Source organism: Paraburkholderia sp. J8-2, from assembly GCF_905220195.1.
Classification (GTDB): Bacteria; Pseudomonadota; Gammaproteobacteria; order Burkholderiales; family Burkholderiaceae; genus Paraburkholderia.
Genome location: NZ_CAJMZA010000007.1, coordinates 229389 through 245499, shown reverse-complemented (window position 1 = coordinate 245499; position 16111 = coordinate 229389). Strand labels below are relative to the sequence as shown.

Annotated in this window: 15 protein-coding genes; 7 read left to right on the top strand and 8 right to left on the bottom strand. The window is 65.1% G+C overall.

Annotated elements, in window-relative coordinates:
• Positions 1 to 69 precede the first annotated feature (69 nt).
• The 3 genes from U5A52_RS18565 to treF form a co-directional block, all read right to left on the bottom strand.
• Positions 70 to 984: a glycosyltransferase family 2 protein gene (locus U5A52_RS18565; RefSeq protein WP_321935748.1), complete on the bottom strand. Its 915-nt coding sequence runs from the start codon at positions 982 to 984 to the stop codon at positions 70 to 72.
• Between the two features lie 242 nt (positions 985 to 1226).
• Complete coding sequence (locus U5A52_RS18560; RefSeq protein WP_321935747.1) at positions 1227 to 1901, bottom strand: HAD family hydrolase; 675 nt, start codon at positions 1899 to 1901, stop codon at positions 1227 to 1229.
• A gap of 116 nt (positions 1902 to 2017) precedes the next feature.
• Positions 2018 to 3829: an alpha,alpha-trehalase TreF gene (gene treF / locus U5A52_RS18555; protein WP_321935746.1), complete on the bottom strand. Its 1812-nt coding sequence runs from the start codon at positions 3827 to 3829 to the stop codon at positions 2018 to 2020.
• 235 nt (positions 3830 to 4064) lie between these two features.
• On the opposite strand from treF, the gene U5A52_RS18550 reads away from it, so the two are divergent.
• On the top strand, positions 4065 to 5237 hold the full coding sequence (locus tag U5A52_RS18550; RefSeq protein WP_321910540.1) for a 4-hydroxybenzoate 3-monooxygenase: 1173 nt from the start codon (positions 4065 to 4067) through the stop codon (positions 5235 to 5237).
• An 86-nt stretch (positions 5238 to 5323) separates the two neighbouring features.
• Here the strand turns inward: U5A52_RS18550 and U5A52_RS18545 are convergent, their stop codons facing one another.
• From U5A52_RS18545 to U5A52_RS18530, 4 genes are all read right to left on the bottom strand, one after another.
• Positions 5324 to 6376 (bottom strand): Ldh family oxidoreductase, encoded by a 1053-nt coding sequence (locus U5A52_RS18545; protein ID WP_321935745.1) that lies wholly within the window; start codon positions 6374 to 6376, stop codon positions 5324 to 5326.
• A gap of 40 nt (positions 6377 to 6416) precedes the next feature.
• A complete protein-coding gene (locus U5A52_RS18540) occupies positions 6417 to 7913 on the bottom strand; it encodes a DASS family sodium-coupled anion symporter (RefSeq protein WP_321910544.1) in 1497 nt (498 codons plus the stop codon).
• Between the two features lie 303 nt (positions 7914 to 8216).
• The gene (locus U5A52_RS18535; RefSeq protein ID WP_321910546.1) at positions 8217 to 8546 is read right to left on the bottom strand and encodes a DUF4148 domain-containing protein; all 330 of its coding nucleotides are present in this window, start codon (positions 8544 to 8546) and stop codon (positions 8217 to 8219) included.
• 204 nt (positions 8547 to 8750) lie between these two features.
• A complete protein-coding gene (locus tag U5A52_RS18530) occupies positions 8751 to 9434 on the bottom strand; it encodes a DJ-1/PfpI family protein (protein ID WP_321935744.1) in 684 nt (227 codons plus the stop codon).
• A 179-nt stretch (positions 9435 to 9613) separates the two neighbouring features.
• Between U5A52_RS18530 and U5A52_RS18525 the strand changes: the two genes are divergently transcribed.
• Positions 9614 to 11140: an oligopeptide:H+ symporter gene (locus tag U5A52_RS18525; protein WP_321935743.1), complete on the top strand. Its 1527-nt coding sequence runs from the start codon at positions 9614 to 9616 to the stop codon at positions 11138 to 11140.
• A 69-nt stretch (positions 11141 to 11209) separates the two neighbouring features.
• Here the strand turns inward: U5A52_RS18525 and U5A52_RS18520 are convergent, their stop codons facing one another.
• Positions 11210 to 11647 (bottom strand): carboxymuconolactone decarboxylase family protein, encoded by a 438-nt coding sequence (locus tag U5A52_RS18520; protein WP_321910550.1) that lies wholly within the window; start codon positions 11645 to 11647, stop codon positions 11210 to 11212.
• A 166-nt stretch (positions 11648 to 11813) separates the two neighbouring features.
• Between U5A52_RS18520 and U5A52_RS18515 the strand changes: the two genes are divergently transcribed.
• The 5 genes from U5A52_RS18515 (at position 11814) to U5A52_RS18495 (ending at position 16103) form a co-directional block, all read left to right on the top strand.
• Positions 11814 to 13304, top strand: a complete 1491-nt coding sequence (locus U5A52_RS18515) for a PLP-dependent aminotransferase family protein (RefSeq protein ID WP_321935742.1) — start codon at positions 11814 to 11816, stop codon at positions 13302 to 13304.
• 323 nt (positions 13305 to 13627) lie between these two features.
• On the top strand, positions 13628 to 14074 hold the full coding sequence (locus U5A52_RS18510; RefSeq protein WP_321910554.1) for an HU family DNA-binding protein: 447 nt from the start codon (positions 13628 to 13630) through the stop codon (positions 14072 to 14074).
• 588 nt (positions 14075 to 14662) lie between these two features.
• Positions 14663 to 15112, top strand: coding sequence for a DoxX family protein (locus tag U5A52_RS18505; RefSeq protein ID WP_321910556.1), 450 nt, complete (start codon positions 14663 to 14665; stop codon positions 15110 to 15112).
• 111 nt (positions 15113 to 15223) lie between these two features.
• Complete coding sequence (locus U5A52_RS18500; RefSeq protein WP_321910558.1) at positions 15224 to 15772, top strand: potassium channel family protein; 549 nt, start codon at positions 15224 to 15226, stop codon at positions 15770 to 15772.
• Between the two features lie 100 nt (positions 15773 to 15872).
• The gene (locus U5A52_RS18495) at positions 15873 to 16103 is read left to right on the top strand and encodes a YtcA family lipoprotein (protein WP_321935741.1); all 231 of its coding nucleotides are present in this window, start codon (positions 15873 to 15875) and stop codon (positions 16101 to 16103) included.
• Positions 16104 to 16111: the final 8 nt, after the last annotated feature.

Below are 16111 nucleotides of genomic sequence, written 5' to 3'. Positions count from 1 at the left end.
GGCCTGGTCAGAAGTTTGACAGGCTCTGGCCTCCTGAATGGACGGCCCGCGTGCAGCAGGCGCCGCAGCTTACCACGCGCGCTGCCCAGAGCGGTCGTACTTTTCGGCCATTGCCGGAATGCCTGCGCGCACGTGGCGTTCCGCGCGGCGCACCTGGCGTGTGAGCAGCACGACGTGGGGCGGCACGACGCGGCGCGCCCGCAGTGTCCAGAACGCGCCGCGCAGCAGCGCGACGCCCGCGGGGCCGAGCGAGCGCTGGCGGGCGAACACGGCGAGCGCGCGACCGGTTGCTGCGAGTGCGTCGCGTGCGGGCAGGCGCATCCACGCCACCCAGGCCGTGTTGCGCGCGAGCGCGCATTGCTGCGCGCGCGTGAACCAGCGATACAGCGGTTCGCGATGCGCGAGCGCCTGTTCGCAATAAACGATCTGGTGGCCGGCCGAAAGCATGTCGAGCGCGGCAAGCTCCTCTGCGCCGCCGTGCGAAAGCCGCTCCTCGTAGCCGCCGAGCGAGCGGAACACGGCCGCGCGGAAAATGCACGCACCGGCCATGAAGTTAGCAAGCACAGGGCCCGCCAGGCCTTCGGCGCCCGGCGACGTGGCGGCAAGCATCAGACAGGCGGGGTGAATTTCGCGCTCGTCGCCGCTCACCACGCGCGCGTTGAGTACGGCGACTTGCGCGTGCGCGTCGAACAGCTGCGCCGCACGCGCGAGCGCGCCGGGTGCGAACCAGGTGCTGTCGTCGCAGCACGCAACATAATCGGTGCGCGCGAGCAGCACGGCGCGATTGAAGCCGGCCATGCCGCGGTCGCCGAGCGTCTGGACGATGCGCACTTGTGGAAAGAGCGACGCCAGCAGGGAGACGGTCGAATCGGTGGAGCCGTTGTCGGCCACGATGACGTCGGGGTGCTCGGGCAGCGCGGTAAGGCGTGCGACGGTATCGATGGTTTGGCGCACGTGATTGCGCGTGAGGACGACCACCGTCACGCGTGGCGCGCTGGGAGTTCCGGGGGCATGAGCGGAGTCGTTCATCGCAGCAGGCGGCGGAAGCCGGCCGGTGAGTTGTCGAATTGACCTATGTCAGCATACGCCGATGGCGCGCGACATGCAGTACACGCGATGTGCTAAAGGCGTGGTGCCGCGGCGGTGCTGCTGCACTGCACAGCCGTCAAGCGCGCAATTTTCGCGCCATGGCCGGCGGTGCCCGGTTTGCTCCGTAGTGACCCAACTCAGTCGCGGGCGCAGACTTCGTCGAGGTGGCCAAGCAAATCGGCGGGATCTTCGTACACGCGCAGCGCCCCCGCGCATTGCAGTTCCTCGGTGCCGTAGCCGCCCGACTGCAGGCCAATGCCGAGCGCCCGGCAGCGCTGGGCCGCCAGCATGTCCCAGACGCTGTCGCCCACCACGAGGCAGCGCTCGATCGGCACGTTCAGCCGCAACGCCGCGGCGACGAAAAGATCGGGGTCCGGCTTGGCGTGGCGCACTTCGTCACGCGTGACCACGGTCGTGACAGCCGGGTCCACGCCGAGCGCCTGCAAGTTCACGGAAGCCGTGGCGAGCCGCCCGCTCGTGGCGATCGCCCAGGGCACCTGGGCGGCGGTCAGTGCGTCGAGCAGCGCCCGCGCGCCGGGCAGCGGGCGCACCTGGTCGGCGTGGCGGCGGTAGGCGTCGGCGTGGAGTTTTTGCAGGCGCGCGATGCGCTCGGGCGAGATGGCCTCGTGCGTCTCGCGCAACAACTGGTTCATGAAGAGCCCGCCGCTCATGCCGATACGCCGGTGAATGCGCCACACCGAAAGCTCGATGCCGTCCGCATCGAGCGCCTCCTTCCACGCGAGCACGTGCTGATAGACGCTGTCGACGAGCGTGCCGTCGAGGTCGAACAAAAAGGCCGATTCGCTGCGCATGGGTAGCTCCTGAAGCAACACGACGATGACGCTTTAGCGGCGCAAAAAGTGTACGCCGCGAGCCCAGGGCTTGCGCCGCGGGCGTTGCGGGCGTTGCGGATGTTGCGGATGTTGCATTAAGGCGCGCTTGCCGCCGCCGCGCCTTGTGCCGCACCGGCTTGCGGATATATCTGCAGCAGCGCGCGCAGCACGCCGTTGGTCCACCCGAAGCCATCCTGCAGCGGATATTCGCCGCCGCCCGCCGCCGACGCCTGGGTGGCCGACGCGCTCACGTCGTACTTCTCGACGAGTTTGTGCGTGCGCGCGTAGTAAGCGAGATTCGTCGCGATCCAGCGCGAGGCGATTTCCTGCGCGAGGTCCGCCTCTCCGTAGCGGCGCAGCCCCACGACCGCGAGATATTGCAGCGGCGCCCAGCCGTTCGGCTCATCCCATTGCTGGCCCGTCGCGACCTGGGTGGTGGCGAGGCCGCCCGGGCGCAGCAGGCCGGCGCGTACGGCGGCGGCCACGTCCTGCGCCTCGCCTTTCGTCGCGACGCCCGCATAAAGCGGGTAGACGGTCGCCGCCGTGAGCCGGTGCGTGAGCGTGCGGTGCGCGAAATCGTAGTCGCTGTACGCATGCAATTGCGGGTCCCAGAGCACGCGGTCGATGGCTTTGGCGCGTTGCTGTGCGCGCTTCGTCATCCTTGCGGCCTCGCGCGCGTCGCCCTTCAGGCCGTAGGCCTTCGCGAGCGTGCGCTCGAGGATCACCATCAGCGAATTGAGGTCCACGGGCGCGAGCGAGGTCACGTCGATGGTCGAGAGTGTGTGCCCGTCGGCGAGCCAGCGCGAGCTGTAGTCCCAGCCCGTTTCCGCGCCCGCGCGCAGGTTGCGCCAGAGGTCCGAAGCGTCGCGTTGCGGCGTGGCCCGCGCGGTGAGGATGTCCTCGCGGTACGACTCGTCGCGCGGCCGGTTGCGTGCGTCCCAGTAGCGGTTGAGCAGCGTGCCGTCGGGCAGGCGCACGAGGTGGCGCGCGGCGTGGCCGGGCTTGAGCGTTTGTTCGCCGGCCATCCAGTAGTCGTATTCCTTGCGCAGTTGCGGCAGGTAATGGAGGTACACGGCGTCGCCGTCTTTCTCGGCGACGAGGCTCACCATCTGCGCGAAAAACGGCGGCTGCGAGCGGCTCAGGTAGTACGTGCGATTGCCGTTCGGGATGTGCCCGTAGCGGTCGATCAGCGCGGCGAAATTGTTCAGCTCGTCGAGCGCGAGTTCGTGGCGGCCGCTCGTTTCCAGACCGAGCATGATGAAGTACGAGTCCCAGTAGTAGATCTCGTTGAAGCGGCCCCCCGGCACGACGTACGCATAGGGCAGCGGCAGCAGCGACGAATACGGATTCGGCTTCGCGTCGGGGCGGCGGCTCAGCACGTTCCAGAGCGTGTCGATGTGGCCGACCACGTCCTGGTTCGGATCGGAAACGTAGTGGTCCCCGGTTTGCGCCGGGGCCGCGAAATACTGGTTCACGAACTGCGCGAGCGCGGCCTGGCGCGCGGCGGCGTCGTGCTCGTCCGCGTGCTGCTGGCGCCAGCGCTCGTAGGCCGCCGTGATCTGGGCGGGGCGCTCGTTCGGCAGCATGTCGGCAAACGTCTTGCTGTCGGGGAAGATCTGCGCGAGCTGCACGTCGTGATAGAGGCGGCCGTAGAGGTCGGCGGGCGTGGCGGGCGGGTTCTCTTTTGCCGTGTCGTGTTGCGCTGGAGTACGAACCGGATTCTGTAATTCCTGCGCGCTGGCGGGGGCTGCGGCGTCAGCCTGAGCGTCGGCGGCACAGGCGGGTTGGGCGAGCGGCCATGCGAGGCACAGCGCGGCGGCTAGCGTGGCGGCAAGCGGTGTACGGCGGGGCGTGCGGCGGGATTTCGTGGCGGATTCGGGCGTGGGGGAGCGGCGTGGCAAAGGCATGGGCTTGATGTTCTTGGAGGGCGAGGAGCGCGCCGGCGGGCAAACCTGAAGCGCAGGCGAAGCGTGCCGTTGAGCAATTTCCGTTCCGCACAACGGTTAGCGAGCCGGCCGGCGGCTGCGGCGCTATTCGAAATCGAGATAGTGCATATTCTCCATATCGCGTTGCGCGATAACGGGTGCAGCGGTGAAACTTGCGAAAAATCAATTCAAGCAACGCCGCATCAGGAGACATCTCATGCGCACTCAGGTTGGCATCATCGGCGCCGGGCCCGCAGGCCTGCTTCTTTCCCATCTTCTGCATTTGCGTGGCATCGACTCGGTCGTGCTGGAGCTGCGTGGCCGCGAGCAGATCGAATCGACCATTCGCGCCGGCGTGCTCGAGCAAGGCACGATGGACCTGCTCACCGAAGCGGGCGTCGGCGCGCGCATGAAGGCTGAAGGCGCGCTGCATCACGGCTTCGAACTCGCGTTCGAAGGCAAGCGCCGCCGCATCGATCTCACTGGCCTCACAGGCAAAGCCATCACCGTCTATGCGCAGCATGAAGTGCTCAAGGACCTCGTGGCCGCGCGCGTGGCCGCCGACGGCAAGCTCTTCTTCAACGTCTCGAACACCTCGATTCACGGCGTGGAAACCAGCACGCCGTCGATCCGCTTCCACCACGAAGGCGAGGAGCGCGAGCTGCATTGCGACTACGTGATCGGCTGCGACGGCTTTCACGGCGTGTCGCGTGCCACGATTCCGGCGGCGCTGCGCCAGGACTATGAGCGCGTGTTCCCGTTCGGCTGGTTCGGTATTCTCGTCGAAGCGCCGCCCACTTCCGACGAGCTGATCTACGCGCGCCACGATCGCGGTTTCGCGCTCATCAGCACGCGCTCGCCGAATGTGCAGCGCATGTACTTCCAGTGCGACCCGCACGACAAGGTCGAGAACTGGTCCGACGACCGCATCTGGGCCGAGTTGCACGCACGCGTCGATTCGCTCGAAGGCCACCAGGTGGTGGAAGGCAAGATCTTCCAGAAGAACATCGTGGGCATGCGCAGCTTCGTCACGACCACGATGCAGCACGGCCGCCTGTTTCTCGCGGGCGACGCGGCGCACATCGTGCCGCCTACCGGCGCGAAGGGCCTCAATCTCGCGGTGGCGGACGTGCGCGTGCTGAGCGCGGCGCTCGTCGCGTTCTACAAGGAAGGCCGCAACGATCTGCTCGACGCGTATAGCGAAACGGCGCTGCGCCGCATCTGGCGCGCGGAGCATTTCTCGTACTGGATGACACGCATGATGCACCGTCTCGACGACGCGACGCCGTTCGAGCAGCGCCTGCAGGTAGCCGAGCTGGAGCACGTCACCACGTCGCGCGCCGCCGCGACGGCGATGGCCGAGAACTACGTCGGCGCGGTCGCGGTGTGAGGTAATTGCAGCGCATCGAAACGGCCGCGCGAGTCCCGAGGGGCTCGCGCGGCCGTTATGCGTTTACGGCCTCGTGCTGGGCCGGCTCAAATCGCCGTGAGCGGCGCAATGCCCAGTTCGTTCGCGATATCGGCGAAGGGCTTTTTCACGGAGTCGGGCAGCGTGATCGTCTGCATGTGGCGCGCGCGATTTTCCGCTTCGTACTGGCCAGGATACTGCACCGGCTGCGAGGGGTCCTGGGGCGGGCAACTGAGCAGATAGTCGAGGAACGATTCGACCTCCTGCGAGCGCCACGTCGTATTGAAATCCACCTGCGGATCGAGCACGAGCGCGAACAGATTGTTGGTCGCGACGCCATTGCGCGGATTGTCCGGATGGATCGTGCCGCCACCCGAGAGCACGCCCGCGAGCAATTCCGCCACGAGCCCAAGCGCATAACCCTTGTGCAGGCCGAACGGCAACAGCGCGCCTGGCGGGTCGGCGAACAGCACGTTCGGGTCGCTCGTCGGTTGGCCGTTCGCGTCGATCACGGAGCCATCGGGCGCCGGCAGCCCGTTTTCCGCGAGCACGCGCGCCTTGTTCACGGCAATGGCGCTCGTGGCGATATCCACGACGAAGGGCGGCCGCCCGCCCGGCAGCGGGCCCGCGAAGCACAGCGGGTTGGTCGTGAGCCGCGGCTCGCGCCCGCCGAACGGCGCAACGGTCGGCGAGCGGTTCACCACGTTGGTGAACGCGAGCAGCACATAGCCTTGCGCTGCGACCATTTCGCCGTAATGACCCATGCGCCCCAGGTGATGGCTATGGCGCAGCGTCACGATGCATTGCCCATGTTCGCGCGTGCGAGCGATCGCGTCTTCCATCACGACCTTGCCCACGTGCTGGCCGAAGCCGCTGTGGCCGTCGTAGCCGATCAGGCTGCCGCGGTCGACCACGCGCTCGGCGCGGCCGTCGGCGGCGACGAACCCCGCAGCCAGCACGCGCTTGTAGTTCGGCAGGATCGACAGGCCATGGCTCGCGTAGCCCACGCGGTCCGACTCGATCAAATGGTCGGCTACGTCGGCGGCGATGTCTTCGGGCACCGCGACGTTCGTGAGCACGGCCGTGGCGAAGCGGCGTGCGTCGTCGATATTGACTTCCATGAGCGGCTCCTCGCAACAGTGCAGTGTTCAGGTGCAGCGTTCAGATCCAGCCCAGCCAGCGCCACCACGTCGCGGCGAACAGCAGCAACAGCAGGTAGCCGACAATCGTCAACACGATGCCCACGCGCGCGAACTGCTTCGCCGTGAACGTTTCGGTGGCGAGACACACCATGTTTTGCGGCGCGTTGATCGGCAGGACGAAGCCGAAGCTCACGACGAAGCCGAGCAGCATCGTGAGCCCGAGCCGATTGAAGTCGCCCTGCATGGACTGCAGCACCGACACGAGAATCGGCAGCATGGCGGAAGTGAGCGCCGTTGCGCTCGCAAAACCGAGGTGGATGAGGATGAGGAAGGCCGAGAGAATCGCGAAGGCAATGAATGGGCCTGCGGTGTCGAGCCCGGTGTGATGCGCGACGAGATCGCCGAGCCATTGGCCCGCCTTCGTCGTGAGCAGGGCGGTGCCGAGGCTGATGCCCACGCCGAATACGATCACCGTGCCCCACGGAATGCGGCTCTGCACGGTCTTCCAGTCCATCACGCCGAAACGCGGCAATAACAGCAGCACGAGGCCCACGTACGTGACCGAGGTGGTGTCGAACGGGTGCAGCTTGCCTTCGGTCGCCCAGAAGCACAGCAGGCCGATGGAGACGCCCAGCAGGCGTTTTTGCGGCCCGGTCATGGGGCCCAGTTCGCGCAGCGACGCTTCGACGGCTTCCTTGCCGCCCGCGATCGCATCGGCTTCGGGCGGCAGCATCTTCAGCACGATGAACAGCAGCACGGCCGACATCACGATCGCCCAGGGCGCGCCCGCGATGAGCCAGTCGAGCCACGTGACGCGTGCGCCGAGCATCTTGTCCATGAAGCCCACGGTGAGCAGGTTCTGCGCGGCGGCGGTCTGGATGCCGACGTTCCAGATGCTGGTGGCGTTGGCCACCACGATCATGATGCCTGCCGCGATGTTCGAGCGCTTGTCCACGCCGAACGCCGAGATCACGCCCACCATGATCGGCACGACGCAGGCGCTGCGCGCGGTGGCGCTCGGCACCACGAGCGAGAGCACGATGGTCACGGCGACCGCGCCGATCAGGATGCGCCGCGTGGTGGTGCCGATGAGCGAGAGCGTGACGAGCGCAATGCGCCGGTCGAGACCGGTGACGGTCATCGCTGCCGAGATGAAGAGGGCGCCGGCCACGAGCGCGAGCGCGGAATTGGAGAAGCCCGCGAGCGCCATGCTGATGGCTTTGTTGGTGCCGTAGTCGACAGCGGGGTTTTCGATGGTGGGCGCGGTGCCCACGAGAAACGCCATGAGTGAGGTGATGATGATGGCGCTCGCTTCGTACGACACGGCTTCGGTAAGCCACACGACCACGGCGAATGCGAGGATGGCGAGCATGCGCTGGCCGGCGGGCGGGAGGCTATCGGGCAAGGGCAGAAGCAGCACGACGACGAGCGCGATCACGCCCGCGATCAGGCCCACCGGTATGCCTTTTTTCTGCGGCGCGGCGCTTGCGTTGGCGGCTGGCTGGGGTGCGTTCATGGCGATGACTCCATGTTGGGCATGCACGCGGCATGGCTCGCGATGGCATCGGAGTGGCATCCGGGCGAGCGCGTGCTGCGTCGAAAAGCGACGGTGTAGCGGCTTGCGAACGAGTCAGCGCATTCGCTTCGCGGATGGTACTGCCATTCGACTGATGAAGCGTTTAGTGTGTACGGCGGGAGCGGGCGGGCGCGAAAGCGGGGGACGTGCAGCGTTCAATCGTGCTGCGGGTGCGGCGGGCAAATGGAAGGCGGAAGCGTTTTAACCGGCAACGCAGCCGGTTAAAACGGCTGATCACGCGAATTACTGGGCGGCGCCAGCAGCGTTAGCTTTCTTCTGTGCGTCCTGCAGGTTCTGCGGATAGTTCGGATCGTTCAGCGCCGGCTTGTAGCCCGCGTCTTCCAGCTTCTTCAACTCAGCATTGTTCTTCGCGCGGGCTTCCTTGCGTTCGGCCTTGCGCTGCGCCTTGGCCTGAGCCTTGGCTTGTGCTTTCTGTTCCTTGGTGAGCGGTTGCGTGGCCTGATTGGCGGCGGGAGCGCTGGCTTCCGTTTGCGCGAATGCCGGCGCGGCGACGCCGATCAGGAATGCGGCGGTAGCTGCGGCGAGAGTCAGCTTGCTGGTGGTGGAGCGCATTGATTCCCCTAATGATTGATTTGAACGGCTTACCCAGGGCTGGGACGACGGGCGCAAACGGCGGCGGTGCGCCCGTCACTCAATGTAATCGATCCACAACAAAGGCGGTATCTGGCGCTGACCCTGGCTGCCACGTCACCTCAAGGCAACAGCGAGGCAACGACGAGGCAACGGCGAGGCAACCGCGCCGGCCTCACCTTGCGCTCAGGCGGCGAGTTTCGCGGCTGCCGCGGCGACCACGCGCGCGCGTTCGGCGAGCGACGCAGCTGTCTGCGCGCGCAACCTTTCTACGATCGCAGGCGGCGCGCTGGCTGGGTCGCCAGCAGCGAACGGCGGCGCGGGCGCGTACTCGAGTTCGAGCTGCAACGCCTGGGCGGCCTCGTCGCCGATCAGCTCGGCGGCGAGCGTCAATGCGAAATCGATACCCGCAGTGATGCCGCCGCCGGTCAGCACGTTGCCGTCGCGCACCACGCGCGCTTTCACGGGCAGCGCGCCGAGCGGCTCCAGCAGTTCGTGGAAGGCCCAGTGCGTGGTCGCGCGGCGTCCGCGCAGCAGCCCGGCCGCGCCGAGCACGAGCGCGCCCGTGCAAACCGAGGTCACGTAGCGCGCCGTGCCCGCCTGGCGGCGCAGGAACGCGAGTGTCTCGTCGTCGGGAATCAACTGCGAAACGCCGCTGCCGCCCGGCACGCAGATCACATCGAGCGGCGGGCAGTCGTCGAAAGTCGTGTCGGGCGTGAGCATGAGTCCGGTGCTCGAGCGAACCGGATCGAGCGTCTTCCAGATGAGCCGCGCCTGGGTGTCCGGCATCGAGGCGAGCACGTCGTATGGTCCGGTCAAGTCGAGCTGTTGAACGCTGGGAAAGATGAGAAAGCCGATTTGCAGTGCCATGGTGTGTTTCCAGTCAAGGGTTGGGCTGTCGAAAAGGGCAGGCGGTGGGCCGATGAATCGGGAATCACTGTAATCTCGCCACGATACGTAGCCATGCCAAAAACCGCGCAAAAACTGCCAGCGCCGCCCGCGCGAGTACAATCGCGCGCCGTGCACTACCGCAACAGGAAATACGCAACATGAATACGCCAGCCCCCGCCCCGACCACCGCAAGCCGGACCCGTTCGTTCACGACGGTCTTCCTGATAGAGATGTGGGAGCGCTTCGGCTACTACGGCATGGCGGCGCTTCTGGTGCTGTTCATGGTCGAGCAGGTCGGCTTCAGCGACCGCGAGGCGAACCTCACGTGGGGCGCTTTTGTCGCGCTCGTCTTCGCGGCCCCGGCCATCGGCGGATGGATCGGCGACCAGATTCTCGGCGCACGGCGCTCCATGGCGGCAGGCGCCGTGATTCTCGCCGCAGGCTACTTCATGCTCGCGCTGCCCAACGACAGTCTGAGCCACATGTACGCTTCGCTAGGTGTGATCGTGGTCGGCAACGGTCTCTTCAAGTCGAACGCAGCGAACCTCGTGAGGCGCATTTACGAGGGCGACGACGCGCAACTCGACAGCGCGTTCACCATTTACTACATGGCGGTGAACATCGGCTCGACCGTCTCGATGCTCGCCACGCCGTGGATCAAGGAGCATTGGGGCTGGCATGCCGCGTTCGGCGTGTGCTGCGCGGGCATGGCGCTCGGCATCCTCAACTTCCTTTTGATGCGCCGCTCGCTCGCGCGTATCGGCTCGGCTCCGGACGACCAGCCGCTGCACCTGGGCCGCGCCACGCTCGTGGCAGTGGGCGCCGTGGCGCTCGGCGCGGCGACGATGTTCGTGCTTCAGCATGAAACGATCGCGCGCGACTGCGTGTACGCTGCGGCGGCCGCCATTCTCGCGATATTCGGCTGGATGCTCGTGCGTTGCGAGCACGCCGAACGCGCCGGGCTGATCGCTGCGCTCATCCTCACGTGCCAGGTGATCCTGTTCTTCGTGTTCTATCAGCAGATGTCCACGTCGCTCACGCTGTTCGCGCTGCGCAACGTCGATCCGCAGTTCTCGCTGTTCGGTATGGCGCTGTTCCGATGGAGCCCGGCGCAATTCCAGGCGCTCAATCCCATCTGGATCATGGTGCTTTCGCCGGTGCTCGCCGTGCTTTACACGTCGCTTGCGCGCCGGGGCCGCGACGTGCCGGTGGCGGTGAAGTACGCCCTCGGCTTCGCCGTGGTCGCCGCCGGCTTTTTCGTGTTCGCGGCGAGCGGGCGTTATGCGGTAGAAGGGCGCGTGTCGTCGTGGTTCATGGTGGCCGGCTACGGGCTGTATTCGCTCGGCGAACTGCTCGTGAGCGGCCTCGGGCTCGCGATGATCGCGCGCTATGTGCCCGCGCGCATGAGCGGCTTCATGATGGGCGCGTATTTTGTCGCGACCGGCGTTTCGCAATATCTGGGCAGCGTGGTGGCGAATTTCGCGCAGATGCCCTCGGGCACGCTCGACCCGCTTACCTCGTTGCCGCTTTATACGCGGCTCTTCACCGGACTTGGCTGGCTCGCGTCGTTGGGCGTGCTGGTCGCCGTGCTGCTGTTGCCGATCATGAACCGCCTCTCGCGCGAGCATCACGCAAAAAGCGGCGCGCAAGCCGCGCGCGAGCCGCAATCGGAAAGCATCGAGTGATCGATACGCGCGCCGCGTTCAGCCGCCGCTTAATTTGCTGCGGCGGGAGCGGCGCGCTTTATTGCATGCTCAGGCCGGCAACTTGCGGAACGTCACCGCAATACGGTTCCAGCCATTGATCGCGATGATCAAGAGCGTGAGGTCGGCGATCTCCTGATCGCTGAAATGCGGCTTCACGCGCTCCCATACCTCGTCGGGCACATGCGTTTGTGCGAGCAGCGTGACCGATTCGGTCCACTCGAGCGCCGCGCGTTCGCGTTCAGTGAAGAAAGGCGTTTCACGCCACACCGAGACTGTGGCGAGCCGGCGATCGGTTTCGCCGCCCTTGCGCGCGTCCGTGGTGTGCATGTCTACGCAGTACGCGCAGCCGTTGATCTGCGAGGCACGCAGGCGCACCAGTTCCGCGAGCGGCTTTTCGATCGAGCTTTTGCTCGCGCGCTCTTCGAGCGCGATCATGGCCTTCGTGCCTTCCGGGCTGGCCTTGTAGAAATCCATACGTGCCTGCATGAGCGTTCACCTTTCGAGTTGACTGGCTTGCGTTGATCGGTTGGACCTGCGAATTGCGTAACCACAGGTGCACTTTAGGCGTTGCGCTGGCGCGTTCACATAGCCATTCTGGCAATATTTCGGGTGACCACTTTCGCTCCCGCAGCACGCTATCTGCCGCGTCATCATGGAACTCCACGTCACCGTTTCGGGCCGTCGCGACCTCGCAGGCCAGATTTATCGTCAACTGCGCGACAGCATTGTCGACGGCCGCCTTGCAGGCGGCACGCGTCTGCCGTCCACACGCGACCTCGCATTGCAGCTCGGCGTTTCGCGCAAGACCACGCTCGACGTATTCGAGCGGCTGCTCGCCGAGGGCTATCTGAACTCGCGGCGCGGCTCGGGCACATTCGTCGCCGATACGCTCGAACGCCTGCCCGCGCGCGGGCGCGGTCATCCGAATCCGCAGATTCGTGCAGCCACCGCGGCTTCCAGCGCCGTAGCCGCTTCGGTGCGCAAAGCGCAGGCCACGCCGTGGTGGCAGGCGCAAGCCGAAGCGCTGCACGGCTCGTTGCCGCGCCTTGACGCGCGGCTTGCCTGCGACTTCGCGGGTGGCATTACCGACAAGTCACGCTTTCCCTTCGACATTTGGCGGCGCTGCATCAACGACGCGTTGCGCGTGCAGGCGCGCGGGCACGGCATGTATCGCGATCCAGCGGGCGAAGAGAAGCTGCGCCTCGCGGTGTCGCGCTACCTCGCCTTCAATCGCGCGGTACAGAGCAACTGGCAGGACGTGATCGTCACGCAGGGCGCGCAGCAGGCGCTCGATCTGCTCGCACGCGTGACGCTCGCGCCGGGCGACGTGGTCGCCGTGGAAGACCCGGGCTATCCCCCCGCGCGCGATATCTTCGCGGCACTAGGGGCGAAGGTCGTGCCCGTGCCCGTGGATCGCGAGGGGCTTGTGGTCGCGCGTCTGCCGAAAGCGGCGCGGCTCGTGTACGTGACGCCCTCGCACCAGTTCCCGCTCGGCATGCCGATGAGTCTCGAGCGGCGTGTCGCGCTGCTCGAATGGGCGCAGGCGCGCGGCGCACTCGTGATCGAAGACGACTACGACTGCGAATACCGCTTCGAGGGCCGCTCGATGGAGCCGCTCAAGAGCCTCGACAACGCCGGTCTCGTCGCCTACGTCGGCACGTTTTCGAAGACCATGTTCCCGGAGCTGCGCGTGGGCTACGCGGTGCCGCCCGCCGCGCTGGCCGCGCCGCTCGCCCGCGCACGGCAGATTGGCGACGCGCACGGCTGCGTGCTCACGCAGACGGCGCTCGCCGATTTCATGCTCAACGGCCATTTCGCGCGTCATTTGCGGCGCATGCATCAGACGTATTCGCAGCGCCGCGACGTGCTGCTCGCGCATCTGCGTGGACCGCTTGCACCGTGGCTCGAACCCGTCACGCCGAACACGGCGGGGTTGCACCTGGCGGCGCGGCTCGCCGCGCCGCTCGACGCCGCGGCGGTGGCGCAGGCTGCACGCGGTGCGTCGATCGGCCTGCATCCGCTCTTGCCGTTTCACATGGAAGCGCCTGTGCAGAGCGGTTTTCTGTTCGGTTACGGCGGGGTCGACACCGAGCGTATCGACGCCGCGCTGACGTCGCTCGCCACGCTGCTGCGCACACTGTGACTGCGCGTTACCGTCGCGCGGGCACCGGCATGGCAGCCAAAATCACGCAAAAACGCCATACGTATAGCGCTTTCCTGACAAACGCGCCAGGCGCCGCACCGGGCGAAGCGTGTCGTCCGGCATGGCTTCGGGCACGCAAGGTGCACGTTTACCCCTGTAAACAGGCGTCAAAATGTGTTCGAGAGTCAGCGCCACGCAACAAAATCGTAACGACAACGCAAAAGCTTCACGCAAAACGCTTGCGCGTATGTAGAATCCGCCGTTGAAGCACATGCATTCCGCAGTGCTTCTTCGATTCACTGACCAACACTGGTAGGAGAAACATGCCGACTTCCGCAAAGAAAGTGGCCAAAAAGGCAGCTGCCCCGGCCAAGAAGGTTGTTGCAAAGAAAGCGCCCGCCACCAAGACGGCCGCAGCTAAGAAGGTCGCCGTGAAGGCGTCCGGCGCACCGACGCCGATCAAGGACACCTTCACGAAGGCCTCGCTGGCTACCCACGTCGCTGAGCGCGCAGGCGTCGAGCCGAAGGCTGCCAAGGCTGTGCTCGCAGCGCTGGAAGACACGATCCTCGGTTCGGTCCACAAGAAGGGTGCCGGCGAATTCACGCTGTCGGGCCTTCTGAAGATCGTCGTGCAGGCCGTGCCGGCGAAGAAGAAGCGCTTCGGCAAGGATCCGTTCACGGGTGAAGAGCGCTGGTTCCCGGCCAAGCCCGCATCGGTCCGCATCAAGGCGCGCGCCCTGAAGAAGCTGAAGGACGCAGCAGCAGCCTGATCGCGCTGTAGCCGCGCCCTTCGGGTGGCGGCGATTCGTCAGTACCCAAAGATCCCCGTCGGCGTAGACGCCCGCGGGGATTTTTCATTTCAGGCCGACTTCTGCCTTGTGCGTTGCCGGCGGCACTACGGCCTGCCATCGCAGGTCCCTTGAAAGCAGGGAAGTGTCCACGCCGGCCGGGACGAGTGCATGCCGCCGCCCGCCGCGTGGGCGCAGTTGCGTTCACCGCCAAGTCCGGGAGAGCGTGATTGAACGTCCACGTGCTGCCGGTGGCGACGCGCAGAACATGGTCCATTGCCTACGCCGGACCACTCGCCTTCACTTCGCGCAGAGACAGCGCTCACCGTTCACAACCCCATGAGCGTTGATTGTCCGTGAGCCGCTACTCGGTAGCCGCGTTGTTCTCCCGGCGCGACTTGCCGACGGACGTCTCCGTGCGCCACACAACTTTAAGAATTCTCCTATTAGAAATGGCGTGGAATTTGGATAACTTGTGAGCCGCCGATTCAATCGTTTGCTGCAGCTAATCTCGGGCCTGGTTTTGGGCCTCGCGAAACCCATCTTTTTCTTCAGCGGATCAAATCGTTCATGGACCGAAATTGCGGAAAGTTGGAAAAGTGTGTTGCAAGTGCATCCGTGCGTACCCGGAGTGAGGAAATTGTCGCATTGATAGGACGCGTCCTGATCGCCTTGTTTTTCCTCCCCGCCGGACTGGCGAAGCTCTTCGACTTTTCCGGTACGGTCAATGAGGTCGCCGCCGGTGGTCTGCCCTTGCCTGTCTTCTGCGCGGCGGCGACGATCGCTCTGGAAATCGGCGGCGGGTTGGCTCTGCTGTTGGGCTACAAGACGCGTGTTGCCGCGACTCTGCTCATGCTGTTCACTGTCGCGGCTTCGGTTCTCTATCATCCTTTCTGGGCGATATCGGGCGCGCGGAGAATGCAGGAAGTCATCATGTTTGCCCAGAACATTGCAGTCGCGGGCGGCCTGCTGGTTCTCGCAGGTCAAGGTGGCGGCCGTCTGAGTATTGATAAAGATTAAGAGTCTTAAGTGTTGTCAGGTCAGTTTATTTCAGTGTTTCCAGGTTGCATGGCGAGCGTTTCATTGCCAATGCGAAAGCCGGAGGCGAACATTCACAACGGAGAAGCGTGATTGAATGATTCGCCAGTTTCAGGCGGGCGGTGGTCATGCCGGGCGGTTCGCGAGATCGCGAAGGATCTCTTCGTCGCAGGCACGCCCGTGGGAATCACCTACCTCTCGGCTTTGTTTGTGATTGCCATTGCGCCGGACAAGGATAGTCATCACGGATGGTCCGTGGTGGCGATGTCGATTGCGCTGGCGTTGATGATATTGACCTATCCACTGGGACTTCGGCTTTTGCGCCGCTGGTTTGTCCATCTCGGCGTGAGGGGTGGATACGTCTCGTTATGGGTGTCCTATCTCGTCACTACGTTGTTGTTTCAGCAGCCGCTCTGGTTGATCTGCCAGAAGTTCGCGTTGATCGATAGTCGCAATGCGCTGGACAACGCGTATTTCACCCTGGTGACCTTCCTGACGATCGGGTACGGCGACATGGTGCCGCATAGCGGCCCCGGCCGCGCTTTTGCCATGGTAGTCGGCATCCTGGGCGCAGCACACAACATTTGCTTTATTTCCTATCTGCTCACCATGGGGCAGTCGGCAAAGGGAATAGAAACCTGATGGGCTTATGCAGGCCCGGAGATTGGAAAGTCGAGCCCTGACGAAATCTATGCGAAAAGAAACATCAATCGAATTGCTCATATCCCGATGTGGGGTTGCGTTGCTGCTCGCCGCATCGCTGGCAGGGTGCTCGTTGCCACCTTCCATTCCGGTTCTGGGTGCCTATTTCCCCGGTTGGCTCTTTTGCCTCGTGGGGGCGCTCGCGCTCACGGTCATGGTGCGCGCGCTGCTGATGCGCCTGAATCTGGAGCGGCTCGTTGGGTCGCCAGTCGTCTTGTATTCCGCATTGTATGCCTTGTTTTCCCTGCTCTTGTGGGTGTCGTTTTTTTAGTATCTCTT

Coding starts and splice junctions, on each gene's coding strand:
- U5A52_RS18530 (WP_321935744.1), bottom strand. CDS start 9,434: ATGGCACTGCAAATCGGCTTTCTCATCTTTCCCAGCGTTCAACAGCTC.
- U5A52_RS18515 (WP_321935742.1), top strand. CDS start 11,814: ATGGAACTCCACGTCACCGTTTCGGGCCGTCGCGACCTCGCAGGCCAG.
- U5A52_RS18540 (WP_321910544.1), bottom strand. CDS start 7,913: ATGAACGCACCCCAGCCAGCCGCCAACGCAAGCGCCGCGCCGCAGAAA.
- U5A52_RS18560 (WP_321935747.1), bottom strand. CDS start 1,901: ATGCGCAGCGAATCGGCCTTTTTGTTCGACCTCGACGGCACGCTCGTC.
- treF (WP_321935746.1), bottom strand. CDS start 3,829: ATGCCTTTGCCACGCCGCTCCCCCACGCCCGAATCCGCCACGAAATCC.
- U5A52_RS18520 (WP_321910550.1), bottom strand. CDS start 11,647: ATGCAGGCACGTATGGATTTCTACAAGGCCAGCCCGGAAGGCACGAAG.
- U5A52_RS18535 (WP_321910546.1), bottom strand. CDS start 8,546: ATGCGCTCCACCACCAGCAAGCTGACTCTCGCCGCAGCTACCGCCGCA.
- U5A52_RS18505 (WP_321910556.1), top strand. CDS start 14,663: ATGGACCGAAATTGCGGAAAGTTGGAAAAGTGTGTTGCAAGTGCATCC.
- U5A52_RS18550 (WP_321910540.1), top strand. CDS start 4,065: ATGCGCACTCAGGTTGGCATCATCGGCGCCGGGCCCGCAGGCCTGCTT.
- U5A52_RS18545 (WP_321935745.1), bottom strand. CDS start 6,376: ATGGAAGTCAATATCGACGACGCACGCCGCTTCGCCACGGCCGTGCTC.
- U5A52_RS18510 (WP_321910554.1), top strand. CDS start 13,628: ATGCCGACTTCCGCAAAGAAAGTGGCCAAAAAGGCAGCTGCCCCGGCC.
- U5A52_RS18525 (WP_321935743.1), top strand. CDS start 9,614: ATGAATACGCCAGCCCCCGCCCCGACCACCGCAAGCCGGACCCGTTCG.